15 protein-coding genes are annotated in these 14,531 nt (G+C 66.8%); 9 read left to right on the forward strand and 6 right to left on the reverse strand.

Features of this window, described 5'->3' with window-relative positions; all coding sequences use genetic code 11:
* Positions 1-7 precede the first annotated feature (7 nt).
* Positions 8-892, forward strand: a complete 885-nt coding sequence (locus AB0313_RS11730; protein WP_366305651.1) for an SseB family protein — start codon at positions 8-10, stop codon at positions 890-892.
* 58 nt (positions 893-950) lie between these two features.
* Positions 951-2,249, forward strand: a complete 1,299-nt coding sequence (locus AB0313_RS11735; protein ID WP_366305653.1) for an MFS transporter — start codon at positions 951-953, stop codon at positions 2,247-2,249.
* A 119-nt stretch (positions 2,250-2,368) separates the two neighbouring features.
* Here the strand turns inward: AB0313_RS11735 and AB0313_RS11740 are convergent, their stop codons facing one another.
* Complete coding sequence (locus tag AB0313_RS11740; RefSeq protein WP_141940802.1) at positions 2,369-2,755, reverse strand: DUF1844 domain-containing protein; 387 nt, start codon at positions 2,753-2,755, stop codon at positions 2,369-2,371.
* A 321-nt stretch (positions 2,756-3,076) separates the two neighbouring features.
* On the opposite strand from AB0313_RS11740, the gene infC reads away from it, so the two are divergent.
* From infC to AB0313_RS11760, 4 genes are all read left to right on the forward strand, one after another.
* The gene (gene infC, locus AB0313_RS11745) at positions 3,077-4,156 is read left to right on the forward strand and encodes a translation initiation factor IF-3 (RefSeq protein ID WP_366305655.1); all 1,080 of its coding nucleotides are present in this window, start codon (positions 3,077-3,079) and stop codon (positions 4,154-4,156) included.
* Positions 4,157-4,276: 120 nt separating this feature from the next.
* Positions 4,277-4,471: a 50S ribosomal protein L35 gene (gene rpmI / locus AB0313_RS11750; protein WP_009358635.1), complete on the forward strand. Its 195-nt coding sequence runs from the start codon at positions 4,277-4,279 to the stop codon at positions 4,469-4,471.
* 120 nt (positions 4,472-4,591) lie between these two features.
* Positions 4,592-4,981, forward strand: coding sequence for a 50S ribosomal protein L20 (rplT, locus tag AB0313_RS11755; protein ID WP_018763610.1), 390 nt, complete (start codon positions 4,592-4,594; stop codon positions 4,979-4,981).
* Positions 4,982-5,050: 69 nt separating this feature from the next.
* Positions 5,051-5,977 carry an RNA methyltransferase gene (locus AB0313_RS11760; protein ID WP_307303659.1) on the forward strand — a complete coding sequence of 309 codons (927 nt, stop codon included), beginning with the start codon at positions 5,051-5,053 and terminating at the stop codon, positions 5,975-5,977.
* Positions 5,978-6,104: 127 nt separating this feature from the next.
* On the opposite strand, the gene AB0313_RS11765 is transcribed toward AB0313_RS11760, so the two are convergent.
* Both AB0313_RS11765 and AB0313_RS11770 read right to left on the reverse strand, forming a co-directional pair.
* A complete protein-coding gene (locus tag AB0313_RS11765; RefSeq protein WP_141940804.1) occupies positions 6,105-6,380 on the reverse strand; it encodes a GlsB/YeaQ/YmgE family stress response membrane protein in 276 nt (91 codons plus the stop codon).
* A 167-nt stretch (positions 6,381-6,547) separates the two neighbouring features.
* On the reverse strand, positions 6,548-7,756 hold the full coding sequence (locus AB0313_RS11770; protein ID WP_141940805.1) for an MFS transporter: 1,209 nt from the start codon (positions 7,754-7,756) through the stop codon (positions 6,548-6,550).
* A 178-nt stretch (positions 7,757-7,934) separates the two neighbouring features.
* On the opposite strand from AB0313_RS11770, the gene AB0313_RS11775 reads away from it, so the two are divergent.
* A complete protein-coding gene (locus AB0313_RS11775) occupies positions 7,935-8,390 on the forward strand; it encodes a (deoxy)nucleoside triphosphate pyrophosphohydrolase (protein WP_141940806.1) in 456 nt (151 codons plus the stop codon).
* Positions 8,391-8,408: 18 nt separating this feature from the next.
* Here AB0313_RS11775 and AB0313_RS11780 read toward each other — a convergent pair whose 3' ends face one another.
* The 3 genes from AB0313_RS11780 to AB0313_RS11790 are packed head-to-tail and all read right to left on the reverse strand — an operon-like array spanning position 8,409 to position 10,692.
* A complete protein-coding gene (locus AB0313_RS11780) occupies positions 8,409-9,527 on the reverse strand; it encodes an Rv2578c family radical SAM protein (protein ID WP_366305659.1) in 1,119 nt (372 codons plus the stop codon).
* 56 nt (positions 9,528-9,583) lie between these two features.
* Complete coding sequence (locus AB0313_RS11785; protein ID WP_366305661.1) at positions 9,584-10,240, reverse strand: SIMPL domain-containing protein; 657 nt, start codon at positions 10,238-10,240, stop codon at positions 9,584-9,586.
* The gene (locus AB0313_RS11790; protein ID WP_366305663.1) at positions 10,237-10,692 is read right to left on the reverse strand and encodes a hypothetical protein; all 456 of its coding nucleotides are present in this window, start codon (positions 10,690-10,692) and stop codon (positions 10,237-10,239) included. Before AB0313_RS11790 ends, AB0313_RS11785 begins: the two co-directional genes overlap by 4 nt.
* A 200-nt stretch (positions 10,693-10,892) precedes the next feature.
* Here AB0313_RS11790 and pheS point away from each other — a divergent pair, with 200 nt between their 5' ends.
* Together pheS and pheT are read left to right on the forward strand one after the other, a co-directional pair.
* A complete protein-coding gene (gene pheS / locus AB0313_RS11795; protein ID WP_141940809.1) occupies positions 10,893-11,954 on the forward strand; it encodes a phenylalanine--tRNA ligase subunit alpha in 1,062 nt (353 codons plus the stop codon).
* A gap of 2 nt (positions 11,955-11,956) precedes the next feature.
* Positions 11,957-14,500: a phenylalanine--tRNA ligase subunit beta gene (gene pheT, locus AB0313_RS11800; RefSeq protein WP_307303669.1), complete on the forward strand. Its 2,544-nt coding sequence runs from the start codon at positions 11,957-11,959 to the stop codon at positions 14,498-14,500.
* The last annotated feature ends 31 nt before the right edge of the window (positions 14,501-14,531 follow it).

The raw sequence follows: 14,531 nt of genomic DNA on the forward strand, positions 1-14,531 counted from the left end.
CTCAACCATGCCCGACGTCGACGAGCCGGAACGCCCGGCACCCCGGCACTTGCCGGGACACATCGCCGCAGCGCTGGCCGGTGCCGGCGGCGCCGCGGATTCCGCGGGCCAGCCCTGGTCCGGGCGCAGCCTCGCCGGGGATGACGCGAAGATCCACAACTTTGAGGACGACGACGGCAGGGCCGACGCCGGCTACCTCGCCGCGGTAGCCGCGCTCAGGGAGAGAAGGGGCGATGAGGCAGGCGTGGTGGCCTCGCTGGCTACCGCCCGGGTCTTCATTCCCATCGTGGCCCAGCTTGCTGAAGAGGTGGAAACGGACCACGGGTTGCATGGGGACAAACAGGCGGACATGGCGTTGGTGACCCTGAAGGCCGCCGACGGCAGGATCGCCCTGCCCGCCTTCACGTCTGCGGCAGCGTTGGCCGCCTGGCATCCCGAAGCCCGGCCCGTGGCTGTCTACGCCGCGCGGGCGGCCCTCTCGGCTGTGGCGGAAGGTGCCGAACTCCTGGTCCTGGACCCGGGCGCCGAGGTGACGTTCGTGGTCCGCCGTCCCGGAGTCTGGGCCCTCGCCCAGCAGCATGGCTGGGTTCCCTCCTACACTGACCAGGAGCTCGCGGGTGAGATGGGCCGGGCCGCCTCCCGTTTCACCGCCATCCGCGGCATCGAGCTGCTGCCCGGCAGGGGAGTGGCGTGCAGCGCCGCGGACGGCTCCATCATTCCGGGCGGCGGCGCCGGGCCGGAGCTCCAGGTGGTCCTGTACCTTGCGGACGGACTGGACGCCGGCGCGGTCCAGCAACTGGTGGCAGGCCTGCAGGCGGAGTGGTCGCGGAATGTATTGTTTGGGGAGCGCGTCGATTCCCTGGAGATCAAACTAAGGCGCGCGCCCGATTAGCCGGCAGTCGAATGGGTGATCCCCGCCAGTGCTGCGGCACGCCCTGAAGGACCCTTTCGTGAATTTCGCTCTCTACCGGGAGTTGCTCGCCGTCCGGCCCATCCGCCGGCTGCTGCTGGTGGGCATGATTGCCCGTATTCCACACTCGGCTGCCGGGGTGCTGCTCACCCTGCACATCGTCCTGACCCTGGGCCAGGGCTATGCCGCGGCCGGTGCTGCTGCGGCTGTGATGACCATCGGCATTGCCCTCGGCGCGCCGTGGCGGGGCCGTCGCGTGGACACCGTGGGGTTGCGGACCGCGCTCATTCCGTCAGTGGTTTCGGAAACCGTGATCTGGTCCATCGTGCCGCATGTGTCCTACCAATGGCTCCTTCCGCTGGTCTTCGTCGGCGGTCTCCTCACCCTGCCTATCTTCAGTGTGGTCCGGCAGTCCTTGGGCGTCCTGGCCGAAGGGGAGCAGCGCCGCACCGCCTTCGCCCTGGATGCCATCACCACCGAAATGGTGTTCATGATCGGCCCGGCCGCCGGTGCTGTCGTGGCCACAAGCGGATTCACCACCGCGGGACTGACCGTAGTGGGAGTGGCCACGTCCCTCGCAGGGCTGCTCCTCATGTGGTTCAACCCGCCCACCCGCAGCCCGGCTCAAACCCTTGAGTGCGTGGAAGATGAGCAGCGTGCCGCGGAAGCAGCGGTATTGTCCACCGCGCCGGGCCATGTGCAGGAAGCAGCCGCGGTCCTCGCCCCCGCCGGGGCGGCCGCCTCCGCTGGGCAGGATGGCCTGCACGGACGGCCGGGGGGTGGTTTGTCCTGGTTCACCACACCGGTGTCGGCACTCTTTGCCGTTGCCGCAGGCGCCGGAATGGTCCTCAGCGGCACGGACGTTGGCATTGTCGCCGCCCTGGAAATTGGGGGCCACCAGAGCGAAATAGGCATCGTCTTCGTGTTCTGGTGCGCGGCGTCAGTAGTGGGCGGCCTGGTTTACGGCGCCATGCACCGGCCCGTCCCGCCTGTCATCCTGTTGCTTGGCATGGCAGCGCTGACCCTGCCCATGGCCTTCGCCCACGACGCCTGGACGCTGGCTTTCATCTCCGTCCTGCCGGGCCTGCTGTGCGCGCCCGTCCTCTCCGCAGCCTCCGAGAAAGTGGCCGACCTCGTGTCGGAAGAGCGGCGCGGAGAAGCCATGGGGTGGTACGGCTCTGCCCTGACTGCCGGTGTTGCCCTTGGTTCACCGCTGGCCGGGGTGTTCATCGACGTCATGGGCCCTTCCGGCGGCTTCGTGTCCGTCGGCGCCGCGGGGGTAGTGCTGTGCCTTGTGGGCCTGGCGCTCCAGCAGCGACGCCGCAAAACTGCCGCCTGAACCACCGGATCGATCGGAGCAATGGATGAGCCGCGGGAATGTCCGCGGGGAAACGACGACGGCGGGACGGCCTGCAAAAGGCCGTCCCGCCGTCGGGCGCTGCGTGGGGGAGTCTGTCCCTAGTTCACTGCCCCGGTGTACTTTTCACCCGGGCCCTTGCCCGGGGCGTCCGGAATCAGTGATTCCTCGCGGAAGGCCAGCTGGAGGGAGCGCAGGCCATCGCGCAAGGGCCCGGCGTGCTGGGAGCCGATTTCGGGGGCTGCTGCCGTCACCAGGCCTGCCAGCGCGGTGATCAGTTTCCGGGCCTCGTCCAGGTCCTTCAGTTCGGCTGCATTGTCTTCGGCGGCGAGGCCAAGCTTCACCGCGGCTGCACTCATCAGGTGCACGGCGGCCGTGGTGATGACCTCGATGGCAGGGACCTCCGAGATATCCCGGATCTGTTGTGAAACGTCCGGGCCTGCGTCGCCGGGCTCGAAAACGTACGAATTACTGTCTGAGGTGCTCATACTGGTAAGCTTGACACAGACCGACTGGATGTCGTTATTTCAGGGATTGTCCCAAAACGATCAGGTTCCCAACAGCGCATCACAACGCTGACGGGAATTTTTTCTGTAGAATAGCATCCAGTTTGCAAGCGGAGTTCTCTCCCACCCGCGTCAGCCGCTGTCCCAGGTGTTCCTTTGGAACCCAGGGGGACGTAAGGTTGCCGGGTACCTGGTTGGCACAGCCCGGCAGTTGCCGGTTTGTGCAGATGCACCCCATGCGGGTTCGCTTCGCCAACCTGTTTGAGGCCTTCGATTGCTCCGGCAATTGGGGGCCTTCTCTATTTGCCGGGACTCAACAACAAACACAGGAGCTTTAACATTAGCGAGCCAAGAATCAATGAGCGTATCCGCGTCCCCGAGGTGCGGCTGGTCGGACCTGCAGGTGAACAGGTAGGAATCGTCCGTATTGAGGATGCCCTGCGCCTGGCTGCCGAGTCCGACCTTGATCTCGTTGAAGTTGCACCTCAGGCGAAGCCTCCGGTGTGCAAGCTGATGGACTTCGGCAAGTACAAGTACGAGGCCGCAGTCAAGGCACGCGAAGCCCGGAAGAACCAGACAAACACTGTTCTGAAGGAAATCCGCTTCCGCCTGAAGATCGACACCCACGACTACGAGACCAAGCGTGGGCACGCCCTGCGCTTCCTCGGCGCCGGGGACAAGGTCAAGGCCATGATCCAGTTCCGTGGCCGTGAGCAGCAGCGTCCGGAGATGGGCATCCGCCTGCTCCAGCGCTTCGCGGACGACGTCGCCGAAGTTGGCGTGGTGGAGTCCAGCCCCCGTATTGATGGCCGCAACATGGTCATGGTGGTTGGCCCGCTGAAGAACAAGGCTGAGGCCAAGGCTGAAGCACGGCGCGCTACGCAGCGTGCCGAAGCCAAGGCGCAGAACGAAGCCAAGGCTGCCGGGCGCGTTGACACGTCAGGCAAGGACCAGACGCCCATGACGCAGTCGCTGGCGGACCTCCTGCCCGAAGGCTTCACGGTGTCCACCGAGCCGGAGGCCGTTGCAGAGAAGGCTCCCGCTGAGGTGCCGGCTGCTCCCCAGGAGGAGGCTCCGAAGCAGGAAGCCCCGAAGGCTGCTGCTCCGAAGCAGGAAGCCCCCAAGGCTGCTGCTCCGAAGCAGGAAGCCCCCAAGGCTGCCGCTCCGAAGCAGGAAGCCCCCAAGGCTGCTGCCCCGAAGGCAGCTGCACCGGCCGCCAAACCTGCAGTAGCCGCCACGCCGCCGGCCGCCGCGCCGTCGGCGCCGAAGCCTGCTGCTGTGCCGGCGCCGCCGAAGCCGGTGGCCAGGCCTGCCGCGCCCAAGCCCGCTGCCCGCCCTGCCCCCAAGGCAGCGCCGAAGCCGGCCGGCAAGAAGACCAACTAGTTCACAGCTGCCGTAGGCTCCGTCCTCCGGCAGTCAGCAACCAGCATGCTGCCCGCAGGGGCCGCTGCGCGATAGAACTGCGGCCCCCGGGCCCGCAGAAACGTAAGGAGATCGGTTCCCATGCCGAAGATGAAGACCCACAGTGGTGCCAAGAAGCGCTTCAAGCTGACCGGCAGCGGCAAGCTGCGCCGCCAGCAGGCCAACCGCCGCCACTACCTGGAGCACAAGTCCAGCCGCCTGACCCGTCGCCTTGCCGGCGACAAGATCGTCTTCAAGGGCGACGCCAAGGTCATCCGGAAGATGCTCGGCATCTAGTTTCCAAGTGATTTTTGACGGACCTTCCCCTGATGGCCCGTCACCTGCCAAACAGCCTTCTCAGGCCGCCGGAACACCGGCAACAGATGCTTGGGATCAGATTTTCGAAGGAGTACGCACGTGGCACGTGTGAAGAGGGCGGTCAACGCCCACAAGAAGCGCCGGGTTGTTCTTGAACGGGCGAAGGGCTACCGCGGACAGCGTTCGCGCCTGTACCGCAAGGCCAAAGAGCAGCTGCTGCACTCGTTTGTGTACAGCTACGGTGACCGCAAGAAGAAGAAGGGTGACTTCCGCCGCCTGTGGATCCAGCGCATCAACGCTGCTTCCCGCGCCAACGGCCTCACCTACAACCGCCTCATCCAGGGCCTGAAGGCCGCCGAGGTCGAGGTTGACCGCCGCATGCTGGCCGAGCTTGCCGTCTCTGACGCCAACGCCTTCGCCGCACTGGTCCAGGTGGCCAAGGACTCCCTGCCGGCCGACACCTCCGCCAAGAAGGTTGCCGCAGCCTAGTAGCCGCTTCGCCCCTCGCATGAGGGGTCCAGTTCAGGAACGAGTGGCCGCAGCTACTACAGTTCTTGTATGAACGAAACCGGGCGCCCGCAAGATCTTCCACTGTCCAATCCCCGAGCTGATCGGGTGAGGGACGTGGCAAAGCTTGCAGGGCGCCCGGCCCGTTTAAAGCGCGGCCAGTTCCTGGCCGAGGGGCCGCAGGCCGTCCGTGAAGCGCTGAAACTACACCAGGAGCGGCTGTCAGCGGGCGCCCCCGGTGTGGTCACCGAGGTGTATGCCAGCGAAAGCTGTCTGGAACGCTTCCCGGAGTTCGAAGAGCTCGCCCAGGGCACCAACGCCCGCATGGCCACCGACGATGTCCTGGCCGCCATGGCGGACACCGTGAACCCACAGGGGATCGTGGCTGTCTGCCGTTTCGTAGACGTTTCCCTGGCAGAAGTGCTTGACGCCCGCCCACGCCTGATGGCCGTTCTCTGCCAGGTCAGGGACCCGGGCAACGCCGGCACGGTGCTTCGGGCGGCCGATTCCGCCGGCGCCGATGCCGTGGTTTTCACCGCTTCCAGCGTTGACATCTACAACCCCAAGGCTGTTCGCTCCACCGCGGGCTCGCTGTTCCACCTTCCGGTGGTGCTGGGCGTGGACCCGGCAGAACTTGCCGCCGCCTGCAAGGCCCGCGGCATCGGCATTCTCGCCGCAGACGGCTATGGACAGCTGGACCTGGACGTACTGCAGGATGAGAGCGCGAGGCGCAGGCTGACCGGCGACGGGTTCGAATCCGCTTACGACCTCGCCGAACCAACTGCCTGGTTCTTCGGGAATGAGGCGCAGGGGCTCTCCGACGAGGAACTGCACCTGGCGGACCACCGGGTGGCCGTCCCGGTGTATGGCGCCGCGGAGAGTCTCAACCTGGGGACGGCCGCAACTGTGTGCCTGTACGCCAGCGCCCGTTCGCAGCGTCGTGCCGGCGTCGCCGCAGGTCAGTCACACACCGAGTAAGGGCGTACGACGACGGGAGCTGCTTCCAGGGCCCCGAACCTCCGGTGTCGGCGCGCCGGACCGATCACGGGCAAAGAAAAGGCCCCGGTTTTCCGGGGCCCCTCGGTGATGTTGTTATACAGGACGGTCAGGGTGCGCGGGTGGCTTTTCCGCGTCCGGTGACGAATCCGTAGATGCCGGCGACAATGAGGCCGCCGACGATAGCGAGAATCCAGGTGCCAAGGTCGAAGAAGGCAAGATCGCCCTTGTTGAACAGAAGGCTGCCAATCCAGCCGCCAACAATGGCTCCTACGACACCCAGGATGAGGCTGGTCACCCAGCCGCCGCCGACCCGGCCGGGCATGACGGCCTTAACGATGGCCCCGACAATCAGGCCCAAAATAATCCAAGCAAGAAAACCCATGTCTCCTCCTTATAATGACCGGGATTAATAGTCCCGATGAGCCTCAAGCTAACATAAGCACCCCGCAAAGTCAGTAGCCCTAAGGGCGGCGTTGCCGCATCGTTAGAAGGCCCCTGCGGGCGGGGTATCAATTGCGGCTGGCCCGCACGGTCCCGGCGCCAGGCTGCTCAGGCCGGGAGTGGCCGTTTGCGTTCCAGCAGGCCGCTGAGGAGGGCGACGCCGAAACCGAGAACGGCAAGGACGGCACCCACCAAGGCAGGGGCAACGAAGCCCCAGCCGAGTGCGATGACAAGACCGCCAAGGAACGCCCCCAAGGCGTTGGCCACATTGAGCGCCGCATGGTTGAGGGAGGAAGCCAGTGACGGTGCGTCGGGTGAGGCGTCAAGCAGCCTGGTCTGCAGGGCGGGAATCAGCATGGAACCGGAAGCTCCCACCACGAACACCATCACCATGGCGCTCCACTGCCAGTGGGCGGCCACCGCGTAGACCACCAGGGCCACGGCAATGGCAGGGAGGACCCGGTAGAGGGTGCCCATGACCGACCGGTCGGCCAGCCTTCCGCCCACGATGTTCCCTGCCACCATGCCAAGTCCGTACAGTGCCACCACGAGGGGCAGCAGGGCGGACGGGATGCCGGCCACGGCGGTCATGGTGTGGGCGATGTAGGTGTACGTGGCGAAGAAACCGCCAAACCCGACGATGCCGACCAGGAGTGCAAGCCACACCTGGAGCCGCTTGAGGGCGCCGAGTTCGCGCCGGATGCTGGCATCCGGGTGCGCGTGCTGGAAGGGGACGAATTTCCAGACCATGGCCAACGCCAGCAGGCCAATGGCGCCCACGAGGACGAACAGCAGCCGCCACCCGAATGTCTGTCCCAGCCATGTGGCGAACGGCACCCCCACCACGTTGGAGACGCTGAGCCCGGCCATAACCATCGAGATGGCCCATCCCCGCCGGGTGGGTGGAACCAGGGACGCGGCGATGACGGCGGCGACGCCGAAGAACGCCCCGTGCGGCAGGCCCGCGGCAAAGCGCGAGACGAGCATCCACCCGTAGTCGGGGGCGACATAGGAACTGAGGTTGGCCACGGTAAAGAACAACAGAAGCCCCAGTGCCAGTTTCTTTCGAGGGAGCCTGGCGCCGACGGCGGCCAGCAGGGGAGCACCGACCACCACTCCCAGCGCATAGGCGGAGATCAGGTGCCCGGCTTCCGGTGTGCTGATCCCCAGCCCCAGCTCAACTTCCTTCAGCAGGCCCATCATGGTGAACTCGGTGACGCCGATGCCCACACCGCCCATGGCCAGGGCGAAGATGGCCATTCCGAGGTTGGTCGTCTTGGCGGGGGCTGCCGTGGACGGGGAAATAACGCTGCTCATATGCCTGCTTCTCGTCAAGGGTGGATCTGGAACGGGGACGGATGCCACGGCAGTGGGGCGGGACGGTCCGGACAGTCTGGCAAACCCCTGGCAGGCAGGAGCTATTCCCGGCGCTTCAGCAGGACGGGCGCGGACTGACGTTCCTGGACCTTCCCATTGTGGCCCATAGAATGATCCGGTGACTGGACTGATTCAGGTAGTGGGCGGAGCCGTGGTGGACAGCCTGGAGCGTCCGGAGACACTTCTGGTGGCCCGGCGGAGTGCGCCGGAGCATTTGGCAGGGCTGTGGGAGTTTCCGGGGGGCAAGGTGGAACCGGAGGAGGAACCCGAAACCGCCCTGAGGCGGGAGCTTGCTGAGGAACTCGGAATCGACGTGCGGCTGGGGTCCGAACTGGCCGCGGAAACGACGGGTGGCTGGCCCCTCAGTGAACGAGCCACCATGCGGGTCTGGTTCGCCGAAGCCACCCGCGGCGAACCCCTGCCCCTTGAAGACCATGATGAACTGCGCTGGGTTGACCTGCGGGACCGGGAAGCGGTCCTCGGCCTCCCCTGGATCCCGGCCGATTACCCGATCGTGAGCGCCTTGCTGGACTCGGTGGCCGGGACGCTCCGGGAGCCCCTGCGCCTCGAGTGAGCTTCAAACAGTGGCTGGTCAGAACAACGCGTCCTGGCCGGGCGGCCCGGGAGCGGCAGCGGCACGGCGGGAACCCCCGGACGCCTGGGCGGGAATGACTCCTTCCGGGTACTGGGCCTCCTCAACCCGGGGATCGTCCAGGTCCCGGTTGTCCAGGTCCCGGTGGCTGAAACCGGAGGAATACGAAAACCCGTGGCGTGCCTTGAAGTAGCGGACTTTCCCCGCAAGCCATGTCCGGTATTCCTTGGACGCGTAGGAGCCCGTTCCGTACAGCCGCCGGTAGCGGCCCACCAGTTCGGGATGGTGGGCGGCGAGCCACTTCATGAACCATTCCCTGGTGCCGGGCTTTAAGTAGAGGGCGCCGGCCGTGACGCCCGTTGCCCCGGCCGCTGCCAGCGCCCCAAAGAGGGCATCCAGGGCTTCGTCGCTGTCCGACAGCCACGGGAGGATGGGCATGGCCATAACGCCGCACGGCAGTCCGGCCTCACGCAGCCTGGACACCAGCCTGAGCCGGGCCCTGGGTCCCGGGGTGCCGGGCTCGATCGCCTCCGAAAGGGCTTCGTTGGTCATAGCCAGGGAAATGCCCAGTCCCACGGGCACCTGCGTGGCAGCGCTCTTGAGCAGCGGGATGTCACGCGCCAGGAGCGTTCCCTTGGTGAGGATGGACAAGGGAGTGCCCGACTCGGCCAGTGCGTTGATGATTCCCGGCATGAGCCGGTACCGGCCCTCTGCACGCTGGTAGGGATCGGTATTGGTACCCAGCGCCACCTGCTGCCGCGTCCACGAGGGTTTGGCCAGTTCCTTCCGGAGGACTTCCGCGGCATTGACCTTCACAACCACCTGGCTGTCAAAGTCCATGCCGGCGTCAAAATCCAGGTACGTGTGCGTCTTGCGGGCAAAGCAGTAGACGCAGGCGTGGCTGCAGCCGCGATAGGGGTTCACCGTCCATTCGAACGGCATCTTCGATCCCGCCGGCACCCTGTTCAGCGCAGACTTGGCTGTAACTTCGTGGAACGTGATCCCTGCGAATTCAGGGGTGGTGACGGAGCGGACCAGGCCTGCGAGTGGAAGCAGCGCCGGGACCGCTGTGCCCGGTGCCTCCGGAGTGGGCACCAGTGCCTGCGCTTCCCATCTCATGCCTCCATTCGAAAACATGTTCGAATGTAAGTCAAGCCGGGCACGCCCTTAGCAGGCTAATAACGCAGCTCCCAGGTGGCTGTCACGGTTGCCTCAACCCGGTTCAGGCCCGGTTCGATCGCCATGGGTTCGGTGGCTGCTGCCCGTTGCAGGCCGGCCAGCGGCACCGGTCCCGGTGAGGGGCGCTGGTCGGTCACGGACACTACCCTCCCCAGGGTGGCCGAGGCCAGGGAGGCATACTGTCCGGCAGCACGCACCGCGTCCTGCCACGCGGCGTCGCGCGCCTGCGCCCGCACGCCGGCTTCATCGGACAGGACAAGCTGCAGGCTGTTCAGCCGGACGGCGTCGCCGCCTGCCAGGACGGCGTCGGAGATCACGGCAGAGGCGTTCCCGAGGTCCCGCAGCCTGACTGCGAGGCTGGCCGCCGCCACGTAACCGACGAGTTTCTGTCCCTCCCCGTCACGCCATGCGAGGTCTGCCCGCACCGAAAGACCGGTTGAACGGATGTCGCTGGGCGCGACGCCGCGGCCGCGAAGTGCGGACGCCACTGCGGCAAGACCCTCACCTGCCGCCGCATACGCTTCCGCCACCGACTGGGCCCTGCACTCCGCTTCCACGGAAACCAGCACCAGGTCGGGAGCTGCTTCGGCCCATCCGGTTCCCGCAACAGTGACCGTTCCCGTGCCAACCTGCACCTGCGAATCCCGGGTCACTGCGCCCGCCTCCCTGCCGTGAGAGGATAGCCGCCCGCAGCCAGCCCTGCCCGGCGTTCAAAGACGTTCCCGGTTCCGGCATTGCCGGTCCGGATCACTGACCAGCCGGCAGCCGCCAGATACAGCGGAATAAAGGGCAAGCCGAGGCACCAGGCGTATTGGCTGCAGTGCCGCTCTTCGTGCCCCAGCAGTTCCGGCCGGGACAGCAGGTCCCCGGCCGTGCTGCGGCACAGCACCACATTGCCCAGCGTGTAGGCCTGCGCAAAGGGCAACCGCCAGCGGTAGCCCGCGGCAATGATCATCCCCCGCGGACCGCGGCTGATCGGGGTCCGTGCGGCAAGGGCGACGGCGAGCCCGGCCAGGGTGCTTCCATTCAGGAAGTTCGCTGCCCGCCTGAGCTGCTGGGCCGTCGTCGGGCCGGAAAGAAAACCCGCGCGCTGCCGCAAAGTCATGAGGCCATGGTAGCCGGAGGGTTCAACTAGACTGGAGGGCAGTGGCCGCCGGTCCTGCCGGCGAGCCCTGACCTGGTCATTGAATGAACTGACGTTCAGCGCATTCATCCATGACCTGCCAGCGACGGACGCGCCGAGCGGGAAACCGCGTACGGCTGCCCCGCCCGCCGGCAGCCACGACTCGTAGCTAAGAACAGTAGATGACTGAAACTTTGCCGGGCGCCGCCATCCCGAACCCCACGGATGAGGCCGCCATCAACGCCGCTGTAGACCAGGCCATCACCGCCATCGCCGGTGCGGCCACCCTTGACGAGCTGAAGGCGGTGCGCCTTGCCCACAGCGGCGAGAAGTCCCCGCTCAGCCTTGCCAACCGTGAGATCGGCCGGTTGCCCAAGGACCAGAAGGCGCTCGCCGGAAAGCTGATGGGTGCATCCCGCGGCAAGGTCAACAAGGCGCTCGCCGACCGGACCGCCGTCCTGGAAGCAGAGAACGACGCCCGGATCCTGGTGGAGGAAACCGTTGACGTGACGGCCGCCCCGCGCCGCCGCCGCGCCGGTGCCCGTCACCCGCTCTCCACCCTGCAGGACCGGGTTGCGGACATCTTCGTCGGCATGGGCTGGGAAATTGCCGAAGGCCCGGAGGTGGAGTCGGAGTGGTTCAACTTCGATGCCCTGAACTTCAAGCCGGACCACCCGGCCCGCGAAATGCAGGACACCTTCTTCGTGGAACCTCCGGAAGCCCACCTGCTGATGCGCACCCACACCTCCCCGGTACAGGTCCGTTCCATGCTGGAGCGCGAGGTGCCCATCTATGTCCTGTGCCCGGGGAAGGTATTCCGCACCGACGAACTGGACGCCACCCACACCCCGGTGTTCCACCAGTTCGAAGGCCTGGCCATCGATAAGAACCTCAGCATGGCCGACCTGCGCGGAACCCTTGAGCACTTTGCCCGGCAAATGTTCGGCGAGGAAGCCCAGATCCGGCTGCGCCCCAACTACTTCCCGTTCACCGAGCCGTCCGCCGAGCTGGACATCTTCCACCCCGGCGCCAAGGGCGGGCCGGCCTGGATCGAGTGGGGCGGTTGCGGCATGGTCAACCCGAACGTCCTGCGCGCCGCCGGCATCGACCCGGACGAGTATTCAGGCTTTGCCTTCGGCATGGGCATCGAGCGCACCCTCATGTTCCGCAACGAGGTGGGGGACATGCGCGACATGATCGAAGGCGATGTACGGTTCAGCGAGCACTTCGGGATGGAGATCTAACAGTGCGTATCCCACTTTCCTGGCTGCGGGAATTCGCAGCAGTGCCGGCCGGAGCAACGGCCGAAGACGTCATGGAAGACCTGGTCAAGGTCGGCTTTGAAGAAGAAGCCGTCCACCGTCCCACGGACACCCTCCAGGGCCCCGTGGTGGTGGGCCAGGTCCTGAGCCTCGTCAAGGAACCGCAGACCAACGGCAAGACCATCAACTGGTGCCAGGTCCGCGTTGTCCCCGAAGGCAAGGAACAGACCCTCACCGGGGACGGAATCGACCCGTCCGGCGTCCAGGGCATCATCTGCGGCGCGCACAACTTCGTTGAGGGCGACAAAGTGGTGGTCACGCTTCCCGGCGCCGTGCTGCCCGGCGACTTCCGCATCTCAGCCCGCAAGACGTACGGACACCTGTCCGCCGGCATGATCGCCTCGGTCCGCGAACTGGGCATCGGCGAGGACCACGACGGCATCCTGGTGCTGTCCCGCATCGGGCTGGACCCCGAGGTGGGCACTGATGCCATGGAGCTCCTTGGCCTCTACGACCAGGCGGCCGAAATCAACGTCACCCCGGACCGCGGCTACGCCTTCTCCATCCGCGGCGTGGCCCGTGAATACGCGCACGCCACCGGCGCCGCCTTCACGGATCCCGCATCCAGGGTTCAGGCACCGGCCGAACTTTCCGGCGGGTACGGCGTCAAGCTCAACGACGACGCCCCCATTTACGGCAAGCCGGGCTGCGACCGCTTCGTGGCGCGCACCGTCCGGGGGGTGGACGCCACCAAGCCCACCCCGCCGTGGATGGTGTCCCGGCTCCGGCTCGCGGGCATCCGCTCCATCTCGCTGCCCGTGGACATCTCCAACTACGTCATGCTCGAGCTGGGCCAGCCCACGCACTGCTATGACCTGGACAAGCTCTCCGGCGACATCGTGGTGCGCCGCGCCGCCGCAGGGGAGAAGATCACCACCCTGGACGGCAAGGAGCGCACCCTTGACGCCGAGGACCTGCTCATCACCGACAACTCCGGCGCCATCGGCATCGCAGGAGTCATGGGCGGGGCTGCCACCGAGGTGGGCGATTCGACGTCGAACATCCTCGTGGAGTCCGCGCACTTTGACGACGTGTCCATCGGGCGGTCACGGCGCCGGCACAAGCTGCCGTCCGAGGCGTCCAAGCGATTCGAGCGAGGCGTGGACTGGCAGGTGGCGGGCATCGCCGCCCAGCGCGTGGTGGACCTCCTGGTGGAACTGGCCGGCGGCACCGCTGACGAAGCGGGAACCGACGTCGGGACCGCCCCGGACACCGTCACCATCGAGCTGCCCGCCGGTTTTGCTGCCGCACGGATCGGCATCGACTTCACTGAGCAGCAGATTGTCACGTCCCTTGAGGACCTGGGCGCCGTGGTAGTAAAGCACGACGCCGGGTGGACAGTTACGCCGCCGAGCTGGCGGAGCGACCTGGAGACCAAGGAAGACCTGACCGAGGAAATCGCCCGGCTGGTGGGCTACGACAAGATCCCCGCCACCCTGCCGGTCGCCCCGCCGGGCCGCGGACTGACGCGCGTCCAGCAGCAGCGCCGTCGCCTGATCCAGGCCCTGGCCGACGCCGGACTCACCGAGGTCCTGTCCTATCCCTTCGTGTCCAAGGCGGCCAACGACACCTTCGGCGTGGCTGACGAAGGAGGGGCGCGGACCGCCCTCAAGCTGGCCAACCCGATCAGCGAGGAGCACGGCTACCTGCGCACGTCCATCCTGCCCGGCTTGATCGAGGTGGCCAAGCGCAACCACTCCCGTGGCTTCCGGGACCTGGCCCTGTTTGAATCCGGCCTGGTGTTCCTGCCGGAGGGGACGGTGGGAACTGCGGCCATCCCGCCGCTGGGCGCCAAGCCTGCCGATGAGGTTCTTGACGCACTGTACGACGGCGTCCCGAACCAGCCGTTCCACATCGCGGCAGTCCTTACCGGCCACGATTCCCCGGCCGCCGCGTCCCACACGCCCCGCGTGTGGGACTGGGCAGACGCACTGGACGTAGCCCGGCTTGCCGGCGACGTGCTGGGCGTGGACCTGGTTGTCAGCCAGGGCAGCCACCAGGCGTTCCACCCCGGCCGCACCGCCCGGCTGGCGCTGCGCACGGGGGAGACCGTTGGCTACGCCGGCGAACTGCACCCCAAGCTGCTGGCCGCCTCGGACATGCCGGCCCGCTCGGTGGCGCTGGAACTTGACGCCGATGCCCTGTTCGAGGCCGCACCCGACGTGATCGTGGCGCGCCACATTTCCACGTTCCCGGTGGCCACCCAGGACGTGGCCCTGGTGGTTCCGGCCGACGTTCCGGCGGACGAGGTCCTTGCCGCGCTGCGCGAAGGTGCCGGCCAGCTCCTGGAAGATGTGGCTCTGTTCGACGTCTACGCAGGCAAGGGCATCGAAGACGGCAAGAAGTCGCTGGCCTTCGGCCTCCGGTTCCGGGCCGCTGACCGCACCCTGACCGCTGACGAGGCCTCGGCGGCGCGTGAGAGCGCAGTTGCCCTGGCCGCCGAACGCTTCGGAGCTGTCCAGCGGTAGGTTCCCTGCAGGCTTTTCGGGAAGGGCGGGT

The organism is Pseudarthrobacter sp. NPDC080039 (assembly GCF_040702335.1).
In the GTDB taxonomy this organism is placed as follows: domain Bacteria; phylum Actinomycetota; class Actinomycetes; order Actinomycetales; family Micrococcaceae; genus Arthrobacter; species Arthrobacter enclensis_A.

What these genes read in the sequence shown, in the direction of transcription:
- AB0313_RS11740 (WP_141940802.1), bottom strand. Translation starts at nt 2,755, where the DNA reads ATGAGCACCTCAGACAGTAATTCGTACGTTTTCGAGCCCGGCGACGCA.
- AB0313_RS11730 (WP_366305651.1), top strand. Translation starts at nt 8, where the DNA reads ATGCCCGACGTCGACGAGCCGGAACGCCCGGCACCCCGGCACTTGCCG.
- AB0313_RS11790 (WP_366305663.1), bottom strand. Translation starts at nt 10,692, where the DNA reads ATGACTTTGCGGCAGCGCGCGGGTTTTCTTTCCGGCCCGACGACGGCC.
- AB0313_RS11780 (WP_366305659.1), bottom strand. Translation starts at nt 9,527, where the DNA reads ATGAGATGGGAAGCGCAGGCACTGGTGCCCACTCCGGAGGCACCGGGC.
- AB0313_RS11760 (WP_307303659.1), top strand. Translation starts at nt 5,051, where the DNA reads ATGAACGAAACCGGGCGCCCGCAAGATCTTCCACTGTCCAATCCCCGA.
- rpmI (WP_009358635.1), top strand. Translation starts at nt 4,277, where the DNA reads ATGCCGAAGATGAAGACCCACAGTGGTGCCAAGAAGCGCTTCAAGCTG.
- AB0313_RS11765 (WP_141940804.1), bottom strand. Translation starts at nt 6,380, where the DNA reads ATGGGTTTTCTTGCTTGGATTATTTTGGGCCTGATTGTCGGGGCCATC.
- AB0313_RS11770 (WP_141940805.1), bottom strand. Translation starts at nt 7,756, where the DNA reads ATGAGCAGCGTTATTTCCCCGTCCACGGCAGCCCCCGCCAAGACGACC.
- pheS (WP_141940809.1), top strand. Translation starts at nt 10,893, where the DNA reads ATGACTGAAACTTTGCCGGGCGCCGCCATCCCGAACCCCACGGATGAG.